The 24,347-nt window shown below is 73.2% G+C and carries 21 protein-coding genes and 1 pseudogene; 9 read left to right on the top strand and 13 right to left on the bottom strand.

What is annotated here, in order from left to right:
- Positions 1-59 precede the first annotated feature (59 nt).
- A complete protein-coding gene (gene mdlC / locus ABZ887_RS34210; protein ID WP_361298077.1) occupies positions 60-1,469 on the bottom strand; it encodes a benzoylformate decarboxylase in 1,410 nt (469 codons plus the stop codon).
- Positions 1,470-1,479: 10 nt separating this feature from the next.
- Here mdlC and ABZ887_RS34205 point away from each other — a divergent pair, with 10 nt between their 5' ends.
- The gene (locus tag ABZ887_RS34205; protein ID WP_361298074.1) at positions 1,480-1,794 is read left to right on the top strand and encodes a tautomerase family protein; all 315 of its coding nucleotides are present in this window, start codon (positions 1,480-1,482) and stop codon (positions 1,792-1,794) included.
- A gap of 232 nt (positions 1,795-2,026) precedes the next feature.
- On the opposite strand, the gene wrbA is transcribed toward ABZ887_RS34205, so the two are convergent.
- Positions 2,027-2,629 carry an NAD(P)H:quinone oxidoreductase gene (wrbA, locus tag ABZ887_RS34200; RefSeq protein ID WP_361298307.1) on the bottom strand — a complete coding sequence of 201 codons (603 nt, stop codon included), beginning with the start codon at positions 2,627-2,629 and terminating at the stop codon, positions 2,027-2,029.
- A 93-nt stretch (positions 2,630-2,722) separates the two neighbouring features.
- A pseudogene (locus ABZ887_RS34195) lies at positions 2,723-3,208 on the bottom strand (YceI family protein); the annotation flags it as partial.
- 153 nt (positions 3,209-3,361) lie between these two features.
- Here ABZ887_RS34195 and ABZ887_RS34190 point away from each other — a divergent pair.
- Entirely contained in the window at positions 3,362-3,946 is a 585-nt protein-coding gene (locus ABZ887_RS34190) for a MarR family winged helix-turn-helix transcriptional regulator (protein ID WP_361298071.1), read from the top strand.
- A 78-nt stretch (positions 3,947-4,024) separates the two neighbouring features.
- On the opposite strand, the gene ABZ887_RS34185 is transcribed toward ABZ887_RS34190, so the two are convergent.
- Positions 4,025-5,272, bottom strand: a complete 1,248-nt coding sequence (locus tag ABZ887_RS34185; RefSeq protein WP_361298068.1) for an MFS transporter — start codon at positions 5,270-5,272, stop codon at positions 4,025-4,027.
- A 99-nt stretch (positions 5,273-5,371) separates the two neighbouring features.
- Between ABZ887_RS34185 and ABZ887_RS34180 the strand changes: the two genes are divergently transcribed.
- Positions 5,372-6,457: a helix-turn-helix domain-containing protein gene (locus tag ABZ887_RS34180; RefSeq protein WP_361298065.1), complete on the top strand. Its 1,086-nt coding sequence runs from the start codon at positions 5,372-5,374 to the stop codon at positions 6,455-6,457.
- Positions 6,458-6,471: 14 nt separating this feature from the next.
- On the opposite strand, the gene ABZ887_RS34175 is transcribed toward ABZ887_RS34180, so the two are convergent.
- Positions 6,472-7,083: a TetR/AcrR family transcriptional regulator gene (locus ABZ887_RS34175; protein WP_361298304.1), complete on the bottom strand. Its 612-nt coding sequence runs from the start codon at positions 7,081-7,083 to the stop codon at positions 6,472-6,474.
- Positions 7,084-7,205: 122 nt separating this feature from the next.
- Between ABZ887_RS34175 and ABZ887_RS34170 the strand changes: the two genes are divergently transcribed.
- The 3 genes from ABZ887_RS34170 to ABZ887_RS34160 all read left to right on the top strand — a co-directional run bounded on the left by ABZ887_RS34170 (position 7,206) and on the right by ABZ887_RS34160 (position 9,739).
- Complete coding sequence (locus ABZ887_RS34170) at positions 7,206-8,633, top strand: aldehyde dehydrogenase family protein (protein WP_361298062.1); 1,428 nt, start codon at positions 7,206-7,208, stop codon at positions 8,631-8,633.
- A 67-nt stretch (positions 8,634-8,700) separates the two neighbouring features.
- On the top strand, positions 8,701-9,177 hold the full coding sequence (locus ABZ887_RS34165; protein WP_361298059.1) for an MEKHLA domain-containing protein: 477 nt from the start codon (positions 8,701-8,703) through the stop codon (positions 9,175-9,177).
- A gap of 109 nt (positions 9,178-9,286) precedes the next feature.
- Positions 9,287-9,739, top strand: a complete 453-nt coding sequence (locus ABZ887_RS34160; RefSeq protein WP_361298056.1) for a MarR family transcriptional regulator — start codon at positions 9,287-9,289, stop codon at positions 9,737-9,739.
- Positions 9,740-10,093: 354 nt separating this feature from the next.
- Here ABZ887_RS34160 and tnpA read toward each other — a convergent pair whose 3' ends face one another.
- Positions 10,094-10,522, bottom strand: a complete 429-nt coding sequence (gene tnpA / locus ABZ887_RS34155) for an IS200/IS605 family transposase (RefSeq protein WP_266991251.1) — start codon at positions 10,520-10,522, stop codon at positions 10,094-10,096.
- A 23-nt stretch (positions 10,523-10,545) separates the two neighbouring features.
- On the opposite strand from tnpA, the gene ABZ887_RS34150 reads away from it, so the two are divergent.
- Positions 10,546-11,826, top strand: coding sequence for a transposase (locus ABZ887_RS34150; protein ID WP_361298052.1), 1,281 nt, complete (start codon positions 10,546-10,548; stop codon positions 11,824-11,826).
- 56 nt (positions 11,827-11,882) lie between these two features.
- Complete coding sequence (locus tag ABZ887_RS34145; RefSeq protein WP_361298049.1) at positions 11,883-13,115, top strand: HAMP domain-containing sensor histidine kinase; 1,233 nt, start codon at positions 11,883-11,885, stop codon at positions 13,113-13,115.
- A 51-nt stretch (positions 13,116-13,166) separates the two neighbouring features.
- Here ABZ887_RS34145 and ABZ887_RS34140 read toward each other — a convergent pair whose 3' ends face one another.
- From ABZ887_RS34140 to ABZ887_RS34115, 6 genes are all read right to left on the bottom strand, one after another.
- Positions 13,167-13,790 (bottom strand): DedA family protein, encoded by a 624-nt coding sequence (locus ABZ887_RS34140; protein ID WP_361298301.1) that lies wholly within the window; start codon positions 13,788-13,790, stop codon positions 13,167-13,169.
- Between the two features lie 187 nt (positions 13,791-13,977).
- Positions 13,978-15,237, bottom strand: a complete 1,260-nt coding sequence (locus tag ABZ887_RS34135) for a substrate-binding domain-containing protein (protein ID WP_361298046.1) — start codon at positions 15,235-15,237, stop codon at positions 13,978-13,980.
- The gene (locus ABZ887_RS34130; protein WP_361298043.1) at positions 15,234-16,328 is read right to left on the bottom strand and encodes an ABC transporter permease; all 1,095 of its coding nucleotides are present in this window, start codon (positions 16,326-16,328) and stop codon (positions 15,234-15,236) included. Before ABZ887_RS34130 ends, ABZ887_RS34135 begins: the two co-directional genes overlap by 4 nt.
- Positions 16,325-17,890, bottom strand: a complete 1,566-nt coding sequence (locus ABZ887_RS34125; RefSeq protein WP_361298040.1) for a sugar ABC transporter ATP-binding protein — start codon at positions 17,888-17,890, stop codon at positions 16,325-16,327. The genes ABZ887_RS34130 and ABZ887_RS34125 overlap by 4 nt, the downstream gene beginning before the upstream one ends.
- A gap of 142 nt (positions 17,891-18,032) precedes the next feature.
- Positions 18,033-21,047 (bottom strand): SpoIIE family protein phosphatase, encoded by a 3,015-nt coding sequence (locus ABZ887_RS34120; RefSeq protein WP_361298037.1) that lies wholly within the window; start codon positions 21,045-21,047, stop codon positions 18,033-18,035.
- Positions 21,048-21,152: 105 nt separating this feature from the next.
- Complete coding sequence (locus tag ABZ887_RS34115; protein ID WP_361298034.1) at positions 21,153-22,121, bottom strand: cyclase family protein; 969 nt, start codon at positions 22,119-22,121, stop codon at positions 21,153-21,155.
- Between the two features lie 270 nt (positions 22,122-22,391).
- Between ABZ887_RS34115 and ABZ887_RS34110 the strand changes: the two genes are divergently transcribed.
- On the top strand, positions 22,392-23,642 hold the full coding sequence (locus ABZ887_RS34110) for a SpoIIE family protein phosphatase (RefSeq protein ID WP_361298031.1): 1,251 nt from the start codon (positions 22,392-22,394) through the stop codon (positions 23,640-23,642).
- Between the two features lie 71 nt (positions 23,643-23,713).
- Here ABZ887_RS34110 and ABZ887_RS34105 read toward each other — a convergent pair whose 3' ends face one another.
- Positions 23,714-24,292, bottom strand: coding sequence for a helix-turn-helix domain-containing protein (locus ABZ887_RS34105; protein ID WP_361298028.1), 579 nt, complete (start codon positions 24,290-24,292; stop codon positions 23,714-23,716).
- Positions 24,293-24,347 lie beyond the last annotated feature (55 nt).

Below are 24,347 nucleotides of genomic sequence, written 5' to 3'. Positions count from 1 at the left end.
TTCCCGAGGCTCCCCGATTCCCGAGGCTCCCCGATTCCCGCGCTACTCCCGGGCGCCCGTCACAGCATGGCCTTCTGCGGCTGGGTGGCGACCACGATGACGGTCGTCGTGTCCGCGGTCAGGGCCGCCTTGAACTCGCGCTGCAGGTCCTCGGTCGTGTCGACGTCGACCGCACGGCAGCCGAAGCCGCGGGCCACCCCGGCGATGTCCAGGCCGGGCAGGTCGAGGCCGGGCACGCCCGGCGTCTCCTCCAGGACCGCGAACGACTTGAGGATCGAGTACTCCTGGTTGCGCATCACGACGTAGACGATCGGCAGCCGGTGCTGCGCCGCCGTCCAGACGGACTGCACGGAGTACTGGAAGGAGCCGTCGCCGATCAGCCCGACGACCGGCCGGGGCACACCCCGTTCCCGGTCGGCCAGGGCCACCCCGACGGCGGCCGGCGCGCCCCATCCGATGCCGCTGCTCGCGGTGGCGAAGAAGGAGCCGGTCCGGGTGGTGGGCAGCCACTCGATCTGCTGGGCCATCGTGGACGTCGACTCGTTGACGATGACCGCGTCGGCCGGCTTGACGCTGCTCAGGGCGGCGTACACCTCCGGCGGCGTCAGCGGGCTGTTCGGCGCCTCCGGCAGCACCCGGGGACGCTCCATCGGCTGCGGGGTGGTCCGGGCCGATCCGTCCTCGACGGCGGCCAGGAGCAGCTCGATCGCCGCTTTGGGGTCGCCCAGCAGGCTGTCGCCCACGCGGGCGGCGGCGGCCACGTCGGGGTTGCCGGTGATCTGGAGGAGTTCGGTGCCGTCGGGCAGGTAGGGGCCCGGGACGTACGGGTAGTAGCGGAAGACCTCCGCGCCGATCACGACCACCAGGTCGTGCCCCTCCAGGCGGTCGCTGATGGTCTTGACCGACATGCCTAGGGGCCCGCGGAAGAGCGGGTGGTCCTCGGGGAAGGAGGCGCGGTCGAGGAGCGGGGAGCCGTAGACGGCCGCGCGCAGCCTCTCCGCGAGCGCGACGGCCACGTCCCAGCCGGCGGCCTTGTCGACCTCGGGCCCGAAGACCAGCGCAGGACGGCTGCTGGCGGAGATGCGGTCGGCGAACGCGCGCAGCCGGTCCGGGTCGGGCAGCACCCGGTCGCTGAAGGTCCGCATACGGGTGAAGCCGGACAGCGGCCGCTTCCAGTCGTCCATCGGCACGGACAGGTAGACGGGACCGGCGGGCGGCTGCAGGGCCATCGCGTAGGCCCGCAGGAACGCCTCGGGCACGTCCTCGGCGCGTGCGGGTTCGTACGACCACTTCACCCACGGTTTGGGCAGCGTGGTGGCCTCCCGGTTGCCCAGGTAGGGCTCGCCGATCAGCAGCTCCCGATGCTGCTGGCCGGAGGTGACGATCAGCGGGGTATTGCCGTGATACGCGGCGACCAGGTTGCCGACGCTGACCGGTGCGTCGAAGGCCGCGCTGGCCTCCGAGATCACCCGGATCCATGTGGCGATCAACCATGTGCCGCCGGCCTACGTCAACGTGATCTTCTCCGAACCGCCACCGGACAGCGTCTTCGCCGGAGGAGAGCCCGGAGCCCCGCTGATCGTCTCCGGCTGGGTCCGGCGCGGACACCCGCAGGAGGAGGCGACGCGGCTGGCGCTGGAGCTGTCCTCGGCCGCCGCCCGCGTCACCGGAGTACCGGAGAGCCACGTCATGGTCGTGCTCCAGGACGGCCCCGCCCGCTCCGCGGTGGAAGGCGGCCTGGTCCTGCCCGAACCGGGCGAGGAGGAGGAATGGCTGGCCCGGCGGGGCGAGTGAGTCCTGTCGGCCGCACCGGGGTGCCCGGGGCCGACGCTCTGCACCCCGGGGCGACACCCTGGATCCCCGGCCGGCGCCCTGGGGCCGGAGCGGCCCTCCGAGACCCTTGCCGTGCGCGGGCCGTGTGCCCGTCCCTCGTGTCAGGACCGTGTGCCCGGCGGCAGCCCCCTGCCGCCGGGCACACGGCCGTCTCCGGTGGGCCGTCCGCTGCGCGGCCCTCGTCGGTCGTCGGTTACGCGGCCGTGAAGCGCGCGGTGACGGCGGCCACCCGCTTGCCCTGGTAGACGGCGGCGGCGCGGGCGGTGTCGTCGACGGGGATCGCGCCCTGGCCGTTGACGTGGCTGGTGCCGTAGGGGTTGCCGTCCACGAACTTCACCGGGTCGGTGTAGCCCGGGGTGACGAGGATGCCGCCGAAGTGGTGGACGGAGTTGTAGAGCGCGAGCAGCGTGGACTCCTGGCCGCCGTGCGCGGTGGCCGTGGCGGTGAAGCCGCTGTAGACCTTGTCGGCCAGCTTGCCCTGGGCCCACAGCCCGCCCAGCGTGTCGATGAACTGCTTCAGCTGGCTGGCGATGTTGCCGAACCGGGTCGGGGTGCCGAAGACGACGGCGTCGGCCCACTCGATGTCGGCCGGGGTGGCGATCGGGATGTCCCTGGTGGCCGCGGCATGCGCCGACCAGGCGTCGTTGCTCGCGATGGCCTCTTCGGGCGCGAGCTCGGACACGCGCAGCAGCCGTACCTCCGCACCCTCCTTGCGGGCGCCGTCGGCCACGGCCTCCGCCAGCTCGTGGACGGTACCGGTCGACGAGTAGTAGACGACCGCGATCTTGGGAGACATGGGGAGTTCCTCTCGCTGTGCTGCGCTCTCGACGGCGGACGCCGTCTCGGTCTGCTGGGCGGCGGACGTCGCGGGGTGGGCGGTGGCGGACAGGGTGAGCCGCAGCTGACGCGCCGCGAGCCCCTTCGCCGCGGTCAGCCCGTGGCGGTACCGGTCGACGGTCGCCGAGGCCGAGATCTTCAGGGAGCCGTTCTCGACGGACAGGGAGTCCACAGTCAGCTCGACCGGCGCGCGGTGCCCGCGGACGGTCAGGTGACCCTCGACGACCCAGGTGCCGCCCGCGCCGCGGGCCACCCCGGTCGACTCGAACCGGATCCCGGGGTGGCGCTCCGCGTGGAGAAACGCGGCGGAGCGCACGTGCTCGTCACGGCGTGGCGTCCCGGTGTGGAAACTGCCCGCCTCGATCACGGCGTGCGCGGTCGACCGGGTGACCGGCTCGGCGACCGTGATGCTCGCCGACTCCACCCGGAAGGTGCCGTTCACCTTGCCCAGACCGAACATGTGCCGCGTGGTGAAGCCGATGGACGACCGCTCCGGATCGACCGTGTAGGTCCCCGCGGGGGGCAGTTCGACGCTCATGCCTTTCCGGCCTCTCGGTTGGCGTCGCGCGGCTGGTCCGCTACGGCGCTATTGCTTGCCTTGGCAAGTATACTGGCGTCATCGAAATGCTTTGTCAAGCAAGTAATCCTGTGCTTCAGTGGTAAGGGCCGGACAAGGAAGGGAGGTCAGCACGTGTCACCGCAGCCGCCGGAGCCCACGTATCCGCTGAACGACGACGAGGAACGCCTCTGGCGTGCGCTGCAGCGGATGCTGGTGGCCCTGCCCCGGGCGCTCGACGACGACCTGCTCTGTGCCACGGGCCTGTCGCTCACGCAGTACATCGTCCTGGCCAACCTCTCCGAGGCCGACGGAAACAGCATGCGCATGACCGAACTGGCCACGGCGGCGGCGCTGTCCGCGAGCCGCATCACCAGGGTGGTGGAGAACCTCCGGGACCAGGGCCTGGTGACCAAGCGGCGGCACTGCACGGACGCCCGCGGGTACGTGGCCGAGCTGACCGACGCCGGCATGCTGCGGCTGGCCGCTGCCTATCCGGCGCATCTGGCCAGTGCGCGCAGACGCGTCATGGACCAGCTCGACCCCGCCCTGGTCCAGCGGCTGGCCGAGCAGATGAAGTCGGTCGCCGACCCGCTCGCCTCCCCCTGCGAACGCGGCCCGGGGCACCGGGAGCGCCCCGCGGCCGGGGACGGCGCCGGATGCGGCGAGGAGCCCCCGCGCCGGCCGGACGTCGCCGGCTACCGCACAGCAGTCGCCTGACCCGAGCGGTGCCCGGCCAGGGCCAAGGGTGCCCGGACCAGGGCCACTTCACGCCGTCCCCCGCGGCGATCGCAGGGCTCACGAGCCTGCTCGCGCCCGGCGGAGGCCACGGCTGAGCCGCGTTCCCCGGTCGCTCTCGGTGGCGACGGCGGTGGCGGAGAGGAGCGTTGCGGCGGCGAGGCCGCCCCAGAGGGCGGCCGGGCCCCGGGAGGCGAGAGCGGTGATGACCGCGGGGGAGACGGCGAGGCCGAAGCCCGTGGAGAGCTGGAAGCGGGCGAGGGCGCGGCCCAGGACATGGGCCGGGGCCAGGGCGGTGACGAGCGCGGTGGCGCTGCCGGCGTAGATGATCTCGCCGATCGTGCAGACCACCGCCACCGCGGCGACGGCCGGGACGCTCCAGCCGTGTGCCGGTGAGGTGGCCGCGAGGAAGCCGAGGTAGGACACGGCGACCACCACGCCGGCGAGGGCCAGCACGGCCCGCCGGGAGAAGCGGGACAGCAGCACGGTGACCGGCACCTGCAGGGTGACCACGAGCACCGTGTTCGTCACGAAGATGGCGGCCGACCACATCGGGGACGCGTGCAACTGCGTCACCAGGACGAGGGGGAGCGCGACTTCGGTGACGTTGAGGCAGAAGGCGTAGACCACGTTGGCGGCCAGCAGCGCGCGCATCCTGGGGGCGGGTGCGGGTCCGTCGGCCCCGTCCTCGGGCGGAGCAGCGGCCGGCTGTGTGTGCAGGTGGACCGACCATGCCAGGGCCGCCGCGGCGAGGTAGGCGAGCCCGGTGACGGCTGCCAGCGCCCGCAGTGCGGTGGTGCCGCCCGCCAGGCACGCGGTGGCGAGGAGGGCGCCCACCCCCAGGCCGGCGTTGCGCAGCGCGCGGCCCGCCGCGAGCGCGGCGTCGCGTTCGCGGCCGTGGGCGACCGTGGCCACGAGGGCCGCATGGGCGGCCGGCCATGCCTGGTTGCCGATGCCGAGGAAGAGTGCCGCCGTCGCGAACAGCCGGACGTGCCCCGCCGGGGTGGCCAGCAGCAGCGCCACGCCCACCACCCGGACCAGCATCGACGCCGCCACGACCGTGCTGCGCGCGCCCCGGTCCAGCCAGCGGCCGACCGCCGGCATGCACGCCAGACCCACGACGATGCCGGCCGTCATGGCGATGCCGGTGGCCGGCGCGGACAGCCTCAGCACCGTCACCCCGTAGAGCAGCAGAAAGGGCCGCAGCAGTCCGGTGCCGAGCGCGTCCACGGCCAGGGCGACGGCATAGCGGGGGCCTCCGGAGGCACGGACGAGGGCACGCGGCCGGATATTGACGGTGGTTGCCATGGCGTCAACGGTGCGTTCGCCCGCCGGGCCGGCCATGTGGGTTGACGGACACCGTCAATCGACGCGGTCGCCGGCCGTCCGGCCAGCGATGATGAGGGGATGACGTTGAGGATCGACATCGGCGGCCTGCCGTCCGGGCGGCTGCGGTTCGCCGCCTCCCCGCTGGCCGAACTGACCGCGATGCTGCACGTGCTGGCCGAACCCGGACACCACCCGCAGCTCGCCGGCTGGGCCGGGGACGTCTGGGCGGGGCTGCGGCCCGAGCTGGCCGAGCGGCTCAGGGAGGCGGAGTTCCTCTGGCGTTCCTCACGCGCCGACTTCCTGGTCCCCGCCCGTCCCCGGCCCACCCTCGCCGAGGAGTTGGACGACGTGGACCGGATCGAGGACGAGACCTATGTGACCGCCGCGCTCACCACCACGTGCGGCAGCAACCGGGTCCACTTCGCCGCCCCGTCGCCGCTCGCCGACGCGGCGGCGCGGGAGCGGGCCCTGGACCTGGCCCAGGCCCGCGGTGCGCTCCAGGAGGCCTTCGCGGAACGGCTGCTCGCGGACCCGGCCGCCGTGCGGGCGCGGGTGCGCGACACCCTCGAACAGTGCGCCGAGGCCTTCTTCGACGCCGCCTGGACGGGCGTCGCCGTGCAACTCGCCACCGACCTGCGCCTGAAGAACGACCTGCTCAAGCGTCAGGGCATCGGAGCGGCGCTCGCGTCGGTCTCCGGTGCCGTGACCCTGGCGCCGGACGGCGACTGCATCATCGTGGACAAGCTGCAGGACAGTGCGACCGCCGCCCACGGCACCGGGGTCACCTTCCTGCCCAGCGTCTTCGGCCGCCCGCACCTGGTGGCGGTCTACGCGCCCGGGTGGCAGCCGGTGGTGCAGTACCCCGTCGCCGAGCCGACACCGTCGGAGCCGGTGTCGCTGGAGACGGTCACGCTACGGCTGGAGGCGCTCGCGCATCCGGTACGGCTGCGGCTGCTGCGCACCCTGGCCCGCGGCCCGCACACCACCGGCGAGCTGGCCCACGCCTGGGAGCTCTCATCGCCGGAGGTCTCCCGCCACCTCGCCGTCCTGCGCCGCGCGGGCCTGCTGACGTCCCGACGGCACGGTCGTTACGTCCGCTACACCCTCAACCTCCCCGACCTGACGGCACTGGGAGCCGACCTGCTGGCGGCCGTACTGCGCTGAGCAGTCCCGCGGCCCTAGGCGGCGTCGGGGGAGCCGGGGCCGGTGAGTCCGATCAGGCTCATCACGGCCTCCCGGACGCCCTCCAGGTCGTACTCGCCCAGCGGGACCCCCGAGGCGCGTGAGTGCTTGGTGACGCCGACGAACGCACCGAACGCCATCGAGAGCAGCACCTGCGGATCACCGGTGCGGACGGCACCGGCCTGCTGCGCCGCCCGCATGATCTCCACCAGTTCGGCGTTGAGCCGGTCGACGACCTCGTACGCCTGCGGCCGCAGGTACGAGCCATGCACCTGGTGTTCGAGGAACGAGAACGCCTGAGGGTAGGCCAGGGCGAACGCGACCTGGTGCTGCCAGACGAGGCCGATCGCGGTCGCCGGATCGGCCGCGCGCACGGCGTCGGTGACCACGGTGTCGGCGAACGCCGCCTTCGCCTCGGTGAAGACCGCCTCGCCCAGCGCCTGCTTGTTGGGGAAGTAGCGGTAGATCGTGCCCACCGCGACCCCGGCGCGAGCGGCGATCTCCGGCACGTTCGTGCCGTCCCAGGTGCGCTCGTCGAACAACTCCAGCGCGGCGTCCAGCACTTTGCGGCGCAGGGGCGTCTCGTCGGCCGTCGCAGCGGGGGGCATGGTCACCCGTGAAACTTCGTTCAGTCACTCGATCTTGTCAAGGCGGAGAGGTAGGGTGCGGAGTGAATGAAAGTTCATTCATTCCCCGGTTCGTCCCATCACTCGTCATGAGGAGCGCGCCGATGAAGCGCTACGGCCACTGGATCGCAGGCGTGGAAACCGACCCGGCATCAGATCGCTGGCTGCCGTCCACCTCTCCCGGACAGGACGAGGTCCTGCACGAGATCGCCCTCGGCGACGCCACCGACGTGGCGCGGGCCGTCGAGGCGGCGGCCGGGGCGGTCGACGGCTGGTGGAACCGGCAGCCGGTGGAACGGGGGCGGCTGCTGGCAGCCGTCGCGGAACGGCTGCGGGACGAGGCCGCCGTCCTGGCGGAGCTGGAGTCGGCCGAGACCGGCAAGCCCGCCTGGCAGTCCCCGCTGGAGGTGGAGGGCGCCGCCCGCTACTTCGAGTACTACGCCGGCCTGGTCGACCTGCCCGGCGGCGAGGTGGTGAACATAGGGCCCGGCTTCCACGCGTACACCCGGCGCGAGCCGCTCGGCGTGGTCGGTGTCATCACGCCGTGGAACGCGCCCCTGAACCAGGCCGCCCGCTCCATCGCCCCGGCCCTCGCGGCCGGCAACGCCGTGGTGGCCAAGCCGTCCGAGTTCACCTCGGCCAGCACGCTCCGGCTGGCCCGCATCGCCACCGAGTGCGGTCTGCCCGACGGCGTGCTGAACGTCGTCACCGGCACGGGGGACACCGTGGGCGCGGCGGTCGTCGGCCATCCCGGGGTCCGCAAGGTGGCGTTCACCGGATCGGTGCGCGCCGCCCGCGAGATCGGCCGGATCGCCGCCGACCGCATCATCCCGCTCACGCTGGAGCTGGGCGGCAAGTCGGCCAACGTCGTCTTCGCGGACGCCGACCTCGCCAAGGCCGCCCAGGGGGCCGTCGAGGCGTTCCTGCCCAACGGCGGCCAGTCCTGCATGGCGGGCACCCGGCTGCTGGTCGACGCGCGGATCCACGACGAGTTCGTGGCGGCCGTACAGGCCGTGCTGGCCCACGTCACGCCGGGGGAGACCTACGGGCCGGCGATCACCCGCGCCCAGTACGACAAGGTCGACGAGTACTTCAGGATCGCCGAACAGGACGGCGCCACCCTCCTCACCGGCGGCCGGCCGACCGGGGACGGCTGGACCTTCGAACCGACCGTCTACACGGACGTCACCCCGGACATGCGCATCGCGCGCGAGGAGATCTTCGGCCCGGTGCTCGCCGTCCTGCGCTTCGAGGACGAGGAGGAGGCGGTGGCCCTCGCCGACGACTCCGACTACGGGCTGGTCGCGGCCGTCTGGACCGGTGACGTGACCCGCGCCCACCGGGTGGCCGCGCGCCTGCAGGCCGGGCAGGTCTACGTCAACGCGTACCCGCCCGGCATGATGGTCGAGGGCCCGTTCGGCGGCTACAAGAACAGCGGGTACGGCCGCGAGAAGGGCCTGGAGGCGCTGCACCACTACACCCAGACCAAGTTCGTGGCCGTCCGCCTCCAGGAGGACCAGCAGGTGTGGTGACCCGGCGGTCGGCGGCCGTACCCGCTCTGGAACCATCCTTTCGGCATTCGACGAAAGGCGGACACCGATGGCCACGGCCTACGACGCGGAGCACAGCCGGGGCCCGGCCTTCGCGCGGCTTCTGCTCTCCAGTCACGAGCGGCTGACCGGCGCCCCGCTGTGCCCCACCGCGTTCCAGGACGACGGGGAGGCGGCCCGCTGGCTCTACGCAAGCGCACCCTTCGGGCTGCTCGCGCACGGCGCCGGGCCGGATCCGGTCTTCGTCTACGCGAACTCCACCGCCCAGAAGTGCTTCGAGTACCCGTGGGAGGAGTTCGTACGGCTCCCGTCCCGGCTGTCCGCCGACCCGGACGCGCAGGGCGACCGGGACGCCTTCGTGCACTCGGTGGCCACCCGCGGACACGCCTCCGGCTACCGGGGGCTGCGGATCGCCGGGTCCGGCCGGAGGTTCTGGATAGAGGACGTCACCATGTGGAACCTCCTTGAGGCGGACGGCACCTGCCACGGCCAGGCGGCGGTGTTCCGTTGCTGGAGCGAGGCCTGAGCGGCTCGGTCGGGGGGCTGTCCGGCCGAGCCGCCGAACAGCCCCTGACGTGGACCGGAAGGCGGAGATCGGGTTGAGATTCCTTGCTTGAGCACGCTATTCTGCTCAGATGAGCGCAGAAGAGCCGTTGACCGCCCAGGAAGAACGCTTCTGGCGCGCCCTGATGCGCGTCATCGTCGCGCTGCCCCGTTCCCTCGACGACGACCTGCTGCGGACCACCGGGCTCACGCTCACCGAGTACGTCGTCCTGATGAACCTCTCCGAGGCCGAGAACCAGGAACTCCGTATGGCGGACCTCGCCTCGGCCACCGCCCTGTCGGCCAGCCGCATCACCCGTGTCGTGGACGCGCTGCAGAGCCGTGGCCAGGTCGTCAAGCGGCGCTACGAGGGGGACGCCCGCGGCAACGTCGCGACCCTCACCCCGGAGGGGCTGAAGCGGCTCCGGGACGCCTACCCCGTGCACCTGGCGAGTGCCCGCAAGCGGGTCGTGGACCTGCTCGACGGCCGGTCGGTGCCCGCCATGGTGCGGCAGTTCGAAGCGGTCGTCGAGAAGCTCGGCTGAACTCCGCCGCACCGGCCGCCCCGCTGATATACAAACGTCAAACAGTTGCTGTGTGCGGCTGCGGCCGGACCACGACCCCGGGAAGAGGCGATGCGGGAGCGACCTCGGCGGAGACGGCCGGCATGACCTCGCGACCGGAGACCGGAGAAGCGGGAGAGCCGGGCCCGGCTGCTGGGCCGGTTGTGGCGGCCGCCACGCGCCCACGGCGCACAGCCCCGGCACCGGGTGGTCGGCCCCCTGGAGCTCTTCTACCTCTGATCTTGGCCAGTGCTCCGCCCTTCAGGGCGGGGGTGAAGGCCACCCTTGGCCCGGAGGCGCGAAGCGCCGGAGTGCTCTGCGCCCTTGGGGTGAAGGTCAGACAGGGCGCTGCTGGTTTTCGATGTACTGCTTGACGACGGTCAGGGGTGCCCCGCCGCATGATCCTGCGAAGTAGGAGCCGGACCAGAAGTGTCCACCCCACAGGTACCGGCGGACATGACTGTCGTACTCCTGGCGGAGTCTGCGGGAGCTGACGCCCTTGAGGGAGTTGACCAGCTTGGAGAGCTGGACCTTGGGCGGGTAGTGCACGAGCAGGTGGACGTGGTCCTGTTCGCCGTTGAATTGCTTCAGCTCGGCCTCGAAGTCGGCGCAGACTTCCCGCATGATCTCTTCTGTGCGGGTCAGCATGGCGTCGGTGAACGCCTTCCGCCGGTACTTCGTGACAAAAACCAAGTGAACGTGCAGGTTGTAAACAACATGGCGACCAGTTCTGACATCGGGATTAGGGTTCCAGCGGGGTGACATAAACCAATGGTAGGGTCTCGATAGTGAGTCACAACACCCTGGTCAAGCGGCAGTTCGGGCACCGTGCCCGGCTTGCGCTGTCGCCTGCCGAGAGGTTGAAGGCAGACGGCCAGGCGCACGCGGCCCGCACGATGTGGAACCTGCTGCACGCGTGGTGGCGGATGATGCCGAAGGAGAAGCGGACACTCGCGAACCCGGACGCCGCGATCCGACAGGCCCGTGAGGACATCGACTTCCTGGCCGTCCTCCCCGCCCAGGCCGCGCAAGCGGTACTCAAGACGTACTTCCGTGCGTGGAAGAACTGCTGGGAGGGCCGCGCCGACGCCCCGAACTTCAAGGGCCGGTTCCGCACGGTGATGTCCGTGGACATCCTGCAGGGCCGGGACCTGAACATCACCCGCGTGCACCGCCGCTGGGGCATGGTCAACATTCCCAAGGTGGGCCGGGTCCGCTTCCGGTGGACCAAAGACCTTCCGGTCGGCAAGCGTGCAGGCGCGGAGAACCGGATCACCGGGGCACGACTGATCAAGGACGTGCTCGGCTGGCACATCGCCTTTCGTGTTCAGACCCTGGAGGTCAAACCCGGTCCCCACCAGGGGCCGGACGTCGGTATCGACGTGGGCGTCACCGTGCCCATAGCCCTGTCGGACGGTGAAACGTACGGGCACGGCGCATGGCTGACCGGCAAGGAGAAGGCAAGGCTCCTGTACCTGGAGCAGCGTGCCGCGCAGCGTAAGCAGCACCGCAAGCCCGGCGAGCGCACCAGCCGCCGGCTGCACCGTACCTATGACCAGATCGCAGGACTGCGCGCGAAAGCCAAGCGCCGGGTCTTGGACTGGCAGCACCAGACGACCACCGTCATCGCCCGCACATACGGCACCGTCGTGGTCGAAGCACTCAGCATCACGAACATGGTCAAGTCGGCCAGGGGAACCATCGAGGAGCCGGGGAAGAACGTTGCCCAGAAGGCTGGGCTGAACCGCTCCATCAGCGGGGAGGCATGGTGCCGGACGGTCACCATGCTGACGTACAAGACCGCCCAGCTCGGCGGCACCGTGGTCAAGGTCCCCGCCCCCGGCACCTCTAGGCGCTGCTCAGCGTGCGGCTTCACCACGTCCGGCAGCCGGGAGAGTCAGGCCGTGTTCGTGTGCAAGAACCCGGACTGCGGCTGGTCGGGCAACGCCGACCACAACGCAGCCCGGAACGTCTTGCACCTGTACCGGATGGGCCTCGCGCTCATCCCGGCTGCCGGGAGGGCAGTCGTCAGGCGCGCGAAGCGCGTCAAGCCCGCTGCCGCGAGGTAAGCAGGAATCTCCCGGCTTCAGCCGGGAGAGCACTTCAAGACGCCAAGAGCCACCTCATGAAGACGACGCTCGGCTCGAAGGACAAGCCCGGGCCCGAGCTGCCCGGATCCGCCCGGAACCTGAGCCTGCGGGAGGGCACGCCCGGCACCCTCCCCGCCGTCTCCGGAGGCGGCCACTGGCGCGTGGTCCTGCGCAACGGCGACGACGGCACGAAGATCGTGGTCGCCCTGCCGCTCGACACGGTGGACGGCGCCACGTCGAAACTCCTCTGGCTGGACGGCGTGCTGCTGGCCGTCACGATCGCCGCCCTGCTCGCCCTCGGCCGCACGGTGGTACGGCTGGGACTGCTGCCGCTGACCCGGATGGAGCGCACCGCGGCCGACATCACCGAGAGCCGGCCGGACCTGCGGCTGCCCGACACCGACCCGCACACCGAGATCGGCCGGCTCGGGCGGGTCCTGAACTCGATGCTGGACCGGCTCCAGCGGGCGCTGGCGGAGCGCGAGGCATCCGAGGCCCGGCTGCGCCGGTTCGTCGCCGACGCCGGTCACGAACTGCGCACCCCGCTCACCTCCATCCAGGGGTACGCCCAGCTCGCGCTGCGTCCCGAACGCCGCTCGGCGGAGGAGGAGCGGGAGGCGCAGCGGCTGATCGTGCAGAACGCCGAGCGCATGGGTCTCCTCGTCGACGACCTGCAACTGCTCGCCACCCTCGACAAGGAACCGGCGTACCAGTCGGAGCCGGTCGACCTGCTGTCGGTGGCGGCCGACGCGGTGAGCGGCGCCGCCGTGCACGGCAGCGGGCATCCGACCGACCTCGGCCCGCTGTGCGGCGACGGCGGGAACGGCGGGGAGCTGGACATAGTCCCGGCCGTCGGCGATCCGCACCGGCTGCGGCAGATCGTGGAGAACCTGCTGTCGAACGCCCGTACCCACACCCCGCCGAACACCCCGGTACATGTGCGGGTCGGCGTCACCACGGCCGGCTTCCGGGCCGGCGGCACCAACCGCCCGGGACGCTACGCGGCCTCCGCTCCGCTGCCCCCGGGATCGACGGTGGCCGTCCTGGAGGTCGCCGACGAGGGTCCCGGCCTCGCCGCGGCCGACGCCGAGCACGTCTTCGAGCGCTTCTACCGGGCCGACCCGTCCCGGTCCCGCGCCCACGGCGGCAGCGGCCTCGGCCTGGCCATCGCGGCGACCATCGCCGAGGGCCATCGCGGCCGCCTCGAACTCGACACGGCACCCGGCCGGGGCTGCACGTTCCGGCTGGTCCTGCCGACGGCGGACTGACCCGGCCGCGGCCCCGGAGCCCCGGCCACGACCCCCGTGCCCCGGCCGGGGTCAGCGGCCGCGGCGGGCCCGGCGGGCCTCGACCAGCAGCGGCAGCAGGGACAGGACGACGATCGCGCCGACCAGCGGCAGCAGATAGCGGTCGATGTGGGAGACCGAGGAGCCCAGGGCGTACCCGGCGAGGACGAAGCTCTGCGACCAGAGGATTCCGCCGACGGCCTGCCAGAGGGTGAACGGCCGCACCGGCACCCCGAGCGCCCCGGCCGCCGGATGCAGCACCGACCGGAGCATCGGCACGAAACGGCCGATCACCAGCGCCTTGCCGTATCCGTACCGGGCGAGCAGCAGCTCCGCCCGGGCGGCGCCCTCCCGCACCCGCGGCCGGGAGGTACGGGCCAGCAGCGGCCGCCCGCCGTGCCGGCCGATCAGATAGCCGACCTGTCCGCCCGCCACCGCACCGACGGCCGCGCACAGCAGCACCTGCCAGAGCTCCAGCCGGGGCGGCCGGTCCGCGGTCGCCGCGCACAGCACACCGGCCGGGAAGAGCAGCGTGTCGCCCGGCAGGAAGAAGCCGACGACCAGCAGCCCCGACTCGGCGAAGATCACCGCCAGGACGCCCAGCGCACCGAAGGCGGCGAGCAGCGAGCCGCTGTCCGTCGGATTGACGGCGATCACCACGCTCGCCTCCCCGCCCTGTCGCCGGCCGTCTCCCTCAAGTGTGGCGTGCCGGCGGCCGGGGACCCGCCTTGAACACCGCGCGCGGCGGCTCAGGTCCGGTCCCGGGCGGCCGTCGTGGTCCACCGGCCCCCGGGACACCGGCCCCCCGGGACACCGGCACGGCCGGGCGCGGGCCGGCGATGGCTCACCCGTCCCAGATCCTCCGGTAGGCCTCCCGGTAGCCCGGGGGGTCCCAGGACATGGCTCCGGCGCTGTTGGCGGCTGTCGAGACGTGGGTGGGGGCGACGTAGCCGCTGGCGGGACGGCCGGAGAAGGCGCGGTTGAACTCGTCGACGATCTGCCAGCCCTGCTGCGACAGCGGCTCGGGAACGGTGGCGGACTGGTACTGCCCGCTGTCGATGCGCTGGAAGGCGGACGGGTCCCCGTCCCCGGCACCGATGTTGAAGGGCGGGCCCGTCCCCTTCCGGCCTGCCGCGCGGAAGGCGGGGGCGGCGTCGGCGAAGTACAGGTCGTTGATGGCGACGGAGTGGGTCCACGTGTCCGGGAACCGGGCGAGCAGGGAGGCGACCTCGCGCGGGGTGCGGCTGCTCGCGTCGGGGATCGGGATGTTCTCGTACGCGAGCAGCCGTACCCCGGCGCAGGTGGCGAGCTTCGCTCTGATCAGGTCGGACTTCCGCTTCGCGAAGGGGACCGAGGCGTCGGTGAACAGGACGACCCCGGCCCGGCCGCCGGAGTGCGCGATGATCCACTGCGCGCTGATGCCGGCGACGTCCTCGACCCGGGTGGTGACGTTGGTGAAGAGCGGGGGCCGTCTGCTCGGGCCGGGCGCGGCGACCGCGTGCCAGCCGACGAGCGGGATGCCGGCCCGACCGGCCGCGGCGACCTGCTGGGACGTCGAGCCGGGGTCGAAACCCCCGATCACGATGCCCGAGGGCCGCAGGGCCACCGCCTCGCCCATGGCCGCCTGGATGCCCGCCGGGCTGCCGCCGCCGTCGATCACCCGGACCTGCCAGCCGATGACGCGCGCGGCCTCCCGCAGGCCGTTCGCGACGCCCGCGACCCCGGGGTTGGTCATGGTCTGCGCCACGAAGACGATCGTCCTGCCGGACACCGCCGCGGGGCCGGTGGTCGGTCCGTTCCAGGCGGTGTCGGACCGCTCCGCCCGTGCGACGGCGGCCCGGGCCCCGGCCTGGACGACGGGACAGCCGCCCGGGCCGGTGGCGACGGGCGGGGGGTTGTCCGACGAGCCGCGCTGGCAGCCGGTCAGGGCCGTGACGCCCGCCGCCAGCAACGCGAGGCAGAGGGACCTGGCCCGGCCGGTCCGGGAGGCGGGGACCTCGCGGGCACGGCGCACGGCAGCCCCTCGCGGAGGCACGGGCGGCAGGGCGTGGCGGGGGCCGGAGCGGGGGGCGGTGCGGGGGGCGGAGCCGTCGGCGTGGGTCATGGCCCGGTGTCCGCGGTTCCGCCGCCGGACCCCGTAGGCGGCCGTGGCACGGCGGGCGGTGCGTCGCGGGCCGCGTCGGCCCCGGTGCGCAGTCGGCGGGCGGAGTAGCCGGCCAGACCGACGGCGAGCAGCAGTGTGCCGCCGTAGAACAGGGGGACCGTCCAGAACGCGGCGCCGAGCTGTCCGATGCCGGTGAGGCCGACGGCGAGCACGGCGACGGCGACGAGCGTGCCCAGGGCGTTGGGACGGCCCGGTCTGATCGCGGTGGAGCCGAGGAGGGCCCCGACGAACGCGGGCAGCAGATAGTCGAGGCCGACGCTGGGGTTGCCGATCTGCTGCTGGGCCGCCAGCAGCACCCCGGCAAAGCCGACGATCAGCCCCGACGCGGCGAACGCGTAGAGGGTGTACCTGCGGATCGGGATGCCGACCAGTTCGGCGGCGCGCGGATTGGCCCCGATGACGTAGAGGAACCGGCCGAGCGGCAGCCGCTCCAGTACCACCCAGAGGACGACGGCGAGCGCGAGGACGTAGAACGCGGGCAGTGGCAGGCCGAGGAGCGTGGCGTCGTAGAGGTCGGTGAAGGCGGCCGGCAGGCCCTGCGGGCCCGGGACGATCCTGCCGCCGCCGGTGACCCAGCCGGTCACGGCGTACAGCATGCTGCCGGTGCCGAGGGTGGCGATGAAGGAGTCGATCCGGCCGAACTCGACGACCACGCCGTTGAGGACGCCCACCACCCCGCCGCCCGCGATCACCACGAGGCAGGCCCAGGGCCAGGGCCATCCGGCGTGGACGACGAGCTGCAGCACCATGACGTGGGCCAGGCCGAGACCGTAGCCGAGGGAGAGATCGAAGGAGCCGGTCACGACGGGGACCATGGCGGCGAGCGCGAGAACGGCCGGGATCGACTGGTTGGACAGGATCGCGTCGACGGTGTCCCGGGTGGGGAACGTGCGCGGCAGCGTGAGGGAGAAGACCAGGACCAGCAGTGCGGTGAGGCCCAGCAGGCCGTAGGCGCCCGCGAGGTGCCCGGCCGCCGGACGCCGCCGCGGCGGCCGGGAACGGGGCGGGGCGGGCGGGGGCGCTGCCGTCATGATTCCGTGGTCGTTCCGGGGGCCGGCAGGGCCGACGCCGCCCGGGCGAGCGCCGTGACCGTGAGGTCCGCACCGCTCAGCTCGGCCGCCACCCGGCCGCGGACGAACACCAGGGCGCGCCGGCACACGCCCGCCACCTCCTCGAAGTCGGTCGAGACGAGCAGCACCGCGAGACCGCCGGCCAGCGCCTCGTCGAGCAGACGGTGGACCGCGGCCCTGGCGCCGACGTCCACGCTCGCGGTCGGCTCCTCCAGGATCAGCAGGCGCAGGTCCGCCCTGAGCCACCGGCCGATCAGGACCTTCTGCTGGTTGCCGCCGGACAGGGCGGCGAGGGGGGCCTCGCCGTCGCGGGGACGCACCGCGAACCGTTCGATCAGCTCCGCGGCCCGGGCCCGCTCGCGGCGCGGGCCGATCCAGCGCTGCGCGCGCGGACCGCCCGCCCGGGGATTGGCCAGCAGGTTCTCGCGCACGGTCAGCCCCATGGCACAGCCCTCCCGCTGTCTGTCCCCGGGTACGAGGCCGACCCCGGCGGCGACGGCGTCGGTGACCGTACGGGGCCGGTAGGGCCGGCCTGCCAGGAGGGCCCGGCCGCCGAGGAGGGGCCGGGCGCCGGCCAGCGCGCGGCCCAGCTCCAGGTGCCCGGCGCCCGAGAGACCGACCAGGCCCAGCGCCTCCCCGGCCCTCAGCTCCAGGGTGACCGGCGCCGTGCCGGCGGTCCGGATCCCGTCCAGTGCCAGGACGGCCGGGCCGCCCGCGGGGGCGGTCACGGGGAACGGGCGGCCCGGTGGTTCCGCGCCGACGATGTCATGGACCAGCAGGGCGGGGCTGTGGCCCGCCAGCGGGCCCTGGCTGACGAGCCTGCCGTCGCGCAGCACGGCGAAGGTGTCGGCCACCTGGTACACCTCGTCCATGCGGTGGGTGACATAGAGAATGCCGTGGCCCCGGTCGCGCAGGCTGTGCAGCACCCGGAAGAGCCGGGCGCAGTCCGCGGCGGGCAGGCGGGCGGTCGGCTCGTCGAGCACGAGGAGCCGCGCGTCGGCCGCGAGGGCCCGGCCGACGGCGACCAGCGAACGCTCGGCGGGACCGAGCCGGGCGACCGGCGTCTCCGGATGGAGGTGCGCGGCGACCGTCTCCAGGGCCGCGGCGCAGCGCTCCCGGGTCCGCCGCCAGGAGATCAGTCCCCCGCGGCGCGGATAACCGGCGGTCAGGGCGATGTTCTCGGCGACGGTCATCCACTCCACGAGCCCGAGGTCCTGGTGGATGAAGGACATGCTGCGGGCGGCGGCGTGACTGCCGAGCGGGTGCCCGGCCACCGTGACCGAGCCCGCGTCGGCGTGGTGGACCCCCGCGAGCACCTTGATGAGCGTCGACTTCCCGGCACCGTTGGGGCCGAGGAGGGCGAGGACGCTGCCCGCCCGGACGTCGAGGTCGACCCCGTCCAGCGCGCGGGTCCCGCCGAACCGCTTGGCGAGCCCGCGGATCCGTACCAAGGGGTCGGCTCCGAGGGTTCCGGAGGCCGTGACCACCTGCTCGGGGGTGTCGGGAGGGTCGTGCACGGACATCTCCGGGGGTCGGCCTGGCGGTTTCTTCCCGACTCTCGCCGCGATATTAGTGCGACAAGTCATCCCTTTTCGGATTCGACGCCCGCGCGACCACGGATTCGACGCCCGCGATGACACCAACGGGTCAGCCGTGTCCCCGGCCTCAGGCGGCGTCGGGCCCGCACTCGGCCCAGATGACCTTGCCCTGCCGGATGTAGCGGGTGCCCCAGCTCCGCGCCAGCTGGGCCACCAGGAACAGGCCGCGGCCGCCCTCGTCGGTGGTGGCCGCCCGGCGCAGGTGCGGGGCGGTGTTGCTGCAGTCGGAGACCTCGCAGATCAGGGTGCGGCCGTTCAGCAGTCGGACCCGGACGGGACCGGAGCCGTGCCGGATGGCGTTGGTGACCAGCTCGCTCAGCACCAGCTCCGCGGCGAACCCGGCCTCCTCCAGTCCCCAGTCGGCCAGCCGGCGCAGCGCCGACGAGCGGACCTCGCTGACGAGGGAGGGGTCGGCGGGCAGGTCCCAGGTGGCGATCCGATCCGGGGGCAGGGCGTGGGTACGGGCGACGAGCAGGGCGATGTCGTCACGGGGGTGCACCGGCGCCACGGTGTCCAGGACCGTCTCGCAGATCTCGTCGGGCGTCCGGCCCGGGTGGGCGAGGGCGGCGCGCAACCGGTCGAGGACCAGGTCGGCGTCACGGTTGCGGCTCTCGATGAGCCCGTCGGTGTAGAGGACCAGCCGGCTGTCCTCGGGGAGGTCGATGTCGACGGCTTCGAAGGGCAGGCCGCCGAGGCCCAGCGGGGGACCGGCGGGCAGGTCGGGGAAGGAGACCGCGCCGTCGGGGTGGACGAGCGCGGGCGGCGGATGGCCGGCGCGGGCCATGGTGCACTGCTGCGTGGTCGGGTCGTAGATGGCGTACAGGCAGGTCGCGCCGAAGATGCCCGCCTCGCTCGATGCGGGGGCCTCCCGGTCGAGGCGTCCCACCAGGTTGTCGAGGTGGGTGAGGACCTCGTCCGGGGAGAAGTCGAGTTCGGCGTAGCTGCGTGCGGCGGTGCGCAGCCGTCCCATGGTGGCGGCCGAGAGCATGCCGTGGCCCACGACGTCCCCGACCAGCAGGCCGACCCGGGTGCCGGAGAGCGGGATGACGTCGTACCAGTCCCCGGCCACGTCGGACTCCGCGGGCAGGTAGCGGTGCGCCACGTCGACGGCGTCCTGGTCCGGCAGCCCCTGCGGGAGCAGGCTGCGCTGCAGCGCCAGGACCATGCTGCGCTCCCGCGTGTAGCGCCGGGCGTTGTCGATGGACAGGGCCGCGCGGCCGGCGAGTTCCTGGACGAGTGAACGGTCGTCGTCGTCGAAGGGTGCGGGATGCCGCCCACGGTAGAACGCGGCCACGCCGAGGACGACGCCGCGGGCCACGAGGGGGACGGCGATGAGCGAGCGGACGTGGGTCAGCATCACGTCGGAGCGCTCCGGGTCGTGGGCGCGCCAGCCCACGGCGGTCCGCAGGTCCGGTTCCAGCACCGCCTGCCCGCTGGTCAGGCAGCGCAGGTGCGGGGTGGCCGGGTTGTAGTCGATACGTTTGCCGACCGGGTGGAACGGACAGTCGTCGTCGATGCCGTGGACCACCGTGCGGTACAGGTCGGAGAAGGGATCGGCGGCCTCCTCGCCCCGCAGTACGGCCTCGGGCAGGTCGATCGTGACGTAGTCGGCGAGCCGTGGCACCGCCGTCTCGGCGAGTTCCTCGGCGGTACGGCGCACGTCCAGGGTGGTCCCGATGCGGGTGCTGGCGTCGGTCAGCAGCTCCAGACGGCGGCGGGCCGCTAGGGCGTACCGCCCCACGTGCGGCTCTCCCACCAGCACCAGCCCCCTGGCCGGGGGCGGCGAACCGCGGCTGCCGCCGGTCGTGCTGCTGGTCGTGCCGCCGGGTCCGCCTCCCGTGCGGTCGCCCCGGCCCGGCACACCCCTCGGACCGCCCGCCGACGCGTCGGCACCGTGCGCGTCGGCTCGCAGGGGTACGAGGCCCGGCGCCGCGGTGCCGGGGAGCGGGCCGGGCACCGCGGTGAGGGGGAAGGCCGCGGTCGGCGGGACGGCGGGGACCGCGGGGAGGGGGGACGTCGCGTCGGCCTCGGGAGCGGCGGGTTCGACGGCCGCGGCGGGTTCGGCGGGCACGGTGGTGTCGCGGGTGGACTCGGCGAGCAGGAAGGTGGGGCGCGGCGGCTGCTCGGCAGGCTGTGGGACGAGGAGGGGCTCGTGCCGGGCGGGGCCGGACAGGATGGCCTCGGTGACGAAGCCCTCCACCCCGGTGGCGGTCGTCATCGGGCGGCTCACCAGCGTGACCCGCCGGCCGTCGGAGAGCTTCACGCGGACCGCGGCCCGCTGTGCGCAGGAGATCAGCTCCGCGGCCTTCTCCATCAGGATCGCCCGGTCGCCGGGGCGCATCCCGAGGGTCAGTTCGCCGACCCCGACGCTGTGGTGGGGCTCGGCGGTCTCGGCGCCGGTGTCGAGGTAGGCGCGGAGCAGGGCGCGCTCGCGTTCGGAGCTCTGTCCGAGCAGCCGCTTCTCGATGGCGTGGGCCGCCCGGCGTATCACGGTGGCCAGCGCCGGGTCCTCGGCGCTGCGCGGGTAGCCGAGGCACAGGACGCCCTCGATACGGCCGCTGATCGGGTCACGGACGGGCAGTGCCCGGCAGGCGTTGCCCTGCGCGCGCTCGGCGAAGTGCTCGGCGCCGTACACCTGGACGAGTTGCCGCTCCGCCAGGGCGAGCCCGATCCCGTTGGTGCCGGCGTACCGCTCGGCGAACACGAACCCGGGGACGCGCTGGAACGCCGGGAGGCTGCCGGCCAGCGACGTCTCCCCGAAACGGCGCAGCAGGACGGTCCCGTTCGCATCGGCCACGGAGATGTTCATCCTGCTGCCGGCGAACCAGGACTGCAGCCGGTCGAGCACCGGCACGGCCGCGCGGACGATCCGGGCGTCCCGCTCGAAGTCGTCCCGGAAGGGAAGTCCGGGCTGGTCGGGGGAGAGGCCCAGGGCCCGGCAGCGCTGCCACGAGTTCGAGATGGGGGCGCGCACGCCGGCTGCGACCGCCTCGCCCTGCAGGAAGCGCTCACGCGAGCGGGCGGGCCCTTTGCCGTCCGGCGCATGCCCCGTCGGTATCGCTTTCCCACCGCCCCGAACCACGCTTCGCCTCACTCGCGCCTGCAGAGTTCGTTTCTTCTAAGTCATTTCCCCCGAAATGGTGATACATATGCCAAATTCGTAACATTGAGCACTGGGCATCCGGGGTCACAGCACGGCGACCGGGTTGACCGGCGAGCCCGTGCCGCCCGGGATGTTCAGCGGCGCCACGACGAGCAGGAACTCGTGCCGCCCCGCCCGGGCCGTCGCGTCCGACAGGGCCTCCAGATCGAGGTTGTCCAGCAGCGGCACCCCCATCGCGGCCACGACCAGGGCGTGGACGGGTGAGTGCACACCGTCCACGGGGGAGGGCCGTACGTCACTGTCGCCGTCACCGCCGAGCAGCGCGATGCCGCGCTCGGCCAGCAGCGGTACGGCGTCCACGTGGAGGCCCGCGGAGGCCGTGCCCGGGTCCCAGGCACCGAGGTCCGCGCGGCGGCGGGGCTGCCCGGAGCGCAGGAGTACCGCGTCGCCGTCGCCGATCCGCACGCCGAGTGCCTCTTCCGCGGCGAGTACGTCCGCCGCGTGCACCGCCAGCCCCGGCTCCAGCCAGCGGATCCCCAGGACGGCGGGGAGGTCGAGGAGCACGCCCCGGGTGACGAGGGGGCCGAGCGCCGACACCGCTCCGAAGCGGGCCCCCGCGGCGCCGACGACGTCCTTCGCCGTCCGGCCGTCGTACAGCAGCCCCCGGTAGGAGACATGGCACAGGGCGTCGAGGTGGGTGACGGCCTTGCCGTGGTAGTCGGCGGCGATGAAGTCCTTGTGGGTGGCGGGCTCCGGGCGCTCCACGTCACCGAGATCGGTCATGTGGTGCAGGGCGGGCCGGGGGTTGTCGGGGCCGGGCACGGTGTTCCAGGGCAGGCCCAGCGGCACGACCCGACCGGACCGCACGGCGCCCGTGGCCCGTCGTACCCGCTCCGGGGTCACCCGGTTCCAGGCGCCGCGGTCGGCCGGGGTCCAGCGGCCCCAGGCGCGGACCGCCTCGAAGAGGGCGTCGAACTCCCGGCGGGAGACGGCGGGGCCGTTCCCGGCACCGGGCGGACCGGGATCCCGGCCGTCCGAGGGGCTCGCGCTCATCCGTACTCACCCGTTCCCAGCGTCGACTCACGGCCCCGGCGGCCGTCATCGCCTCGCGGTCCGCCCGGTGCCGGGAACGGCCCCGCCGGCCGGATTCCCAGCCTGGCACGGGCCGCGCCGGATCGCCGGATCGCGGGGTCCGCGAGGACCGCGGCGACCGCGCTCCGAGGACTGCGGCGACCGTGCTCCGCGACGCCGCACGCCGGGCAGAGCCGCAGGACCGACCGTAGATTGAGGAGGAAGCCGTTGAGGCGGGAAGGAGCGTCAGCGGTGGCATCGCGGGTTGATCACACGGCGCTGTTCGCCGCGACACCGAGCCCGTACCTGGTACTCGGTCCGGACCTGGTCATCGTCGATGTGAACCGGGCCTATCTGGCGGCCACCGGACGCACCCGGGAGGACCTCCTCGGGCGGCACATCTTCGTCGCGTTCCCGGACAACCCCGCCGACCCGGACGCCGACGGGGTCAAGAACCTCGGTGCCTCCCTGCACCGGGTCCTCGCCACCGGCCGGTCCGACACGATGGCGCTGCAGAAGTACGACATCCCCGTCATGGGCCGGCCGGGGGTCTTCGAAGAGCGCTGGTGGTCTCCGGTGAACACCCCCGTGCTCGGCGCGGCCGGGCAGGTGGACTACATCATCCACCGGGTGGAGGACGTCACCGCGTTCGTCAAGGAGTACCGGGCCTCCCACCCCGAGGGCGTCCGGGCGGCGGAGCGCCCGCAGGAGACCCAGGCCCTGGAGGCGGAGCTGTACGCACGGGCGCGGGAGCTGCAACGGCTGAACGAGGAACTGCGGCAGGCCCACACCCGCGAACGCGAGGTCGCCGTCATCCTCCAGGAAGCCATGCTCCACGTCCCCGACCTGGCCCACCACCGCGACATCGCGGTGCGCTACCTGCCCGCCACCGGCTCCCTCAACGTCTGCGGCGACTGGTACGACGTCGTGGACATCGCACCCGACCGGCTCGCCGTCGCGGTCGGCGACGTCATCGGCCACGGACTGGAGGCGGCGGCCGTCATGGGCATGCTCCGCAGCGCGCTGTCCGCCGCGATCCGGGCCCTGGAGCGCCCCGCCCAGGCGCTGGAGGTACTCGGTCTGTACGCCAGGTCCGTCGAGGGGGCGCTGGGCACCACCGCGGTCAAGGCGGTCGTCGACATGCGCAGCCGTCTGATCACCTACAGCAGTGCGGGCCATCCGCCGCCGATGCTCATCCACCCCGACGGCAGCTGCGAACTGCTGGACCAGGCGACCGACCCGCCGCTGGGCGCCCGTCCGCAGCACGTCCCGCGCCCGCAGGCGAGCCTGCCGTACAAGCCCGGCGACACCCTCGTCCTGTACACCGACGGGCTCATCGAGCGGCGGGACCAGGACATCGATGTCGGTCTGGGCCAACTGGCCGACGTCCTCGGCGAGTTCAACCACCTGGGCACCGAGGAGCTCGCCGACACCGTGCTGGCCCGGCTGGGCGTCGCCAGCGGCGGCCGGGACGACGTCGCGCTCATCGTCGTACGGCTCTGAGCCGCGGGACTCCGACGGGGGGCTCCGGCAGGGCGTTCCGGCGAGGGGCTCCGGCGGGGGACCGGCGCCCGCTAACGGCCGGTGCGCACCCCGTCCAGGGCGATGCCGAGGACGCGGTCGCGCTGGGCGTCGTCCTCGAACGCCGTCGCCGTGACACCGGAGACCAGGCGGAGCAGGTCGCCGATCTCCATGTCGGTGCGGACCACGCCCGCCTTCTGGGCCCGCTCCATCAGCGGGCCGCCGGCCGCGTACATCGAGTCACGGCAGGCCTGGAAGATCTCCGACTCGTCGTTCAGGGCCTCACGCACCGCCCGCTTGGTGACCATGTAGCCGGTGAAGCGGTCCAGCCACGACGTCAGCGCCTCCCACGGCTCCAGCTCGGCCAGCTCCACGGCGGCCCGGCACAGCGCGTTGACCTCGTCCGCGTAGACGCTCTCGAAGAGGTCGCGGCGGGTGGGGAAGTTCCGGTAGAGGGTGCCGATGCCGACACCCGCGCGGCGGGCGACGTCCTCCAGGGAGACGTCGGCGCCGCGCTCGGCGAACGCCTCGCGGGCGGCCGTCACCAGCGCGTCGTAGTTGCGGGCCGCGTCCTTACGGTGCGGTCTCCGGGACGCGACGATCTCACTGACGGGGAACGGGCTGTCCGTCACTGCTGCCTCCCGCGTGACAAGGGTGAACCGGAGGGTTTCCTCGACTTCGGTTGAA

Source organism: Streptomyces sp. NPDC047061 (assembly GCF_040643955.1).
Classification (GTDB): domain Bacteria; phylum Actinomycetota; class Actinomycetes; order Streptomycetales; family Streptomycetaceae; genus Streptomyces.
Note: the sequence above shows the minus strand (reverse complement) of the source record. Positions and strands in the feature narration are given on the sequence as shown.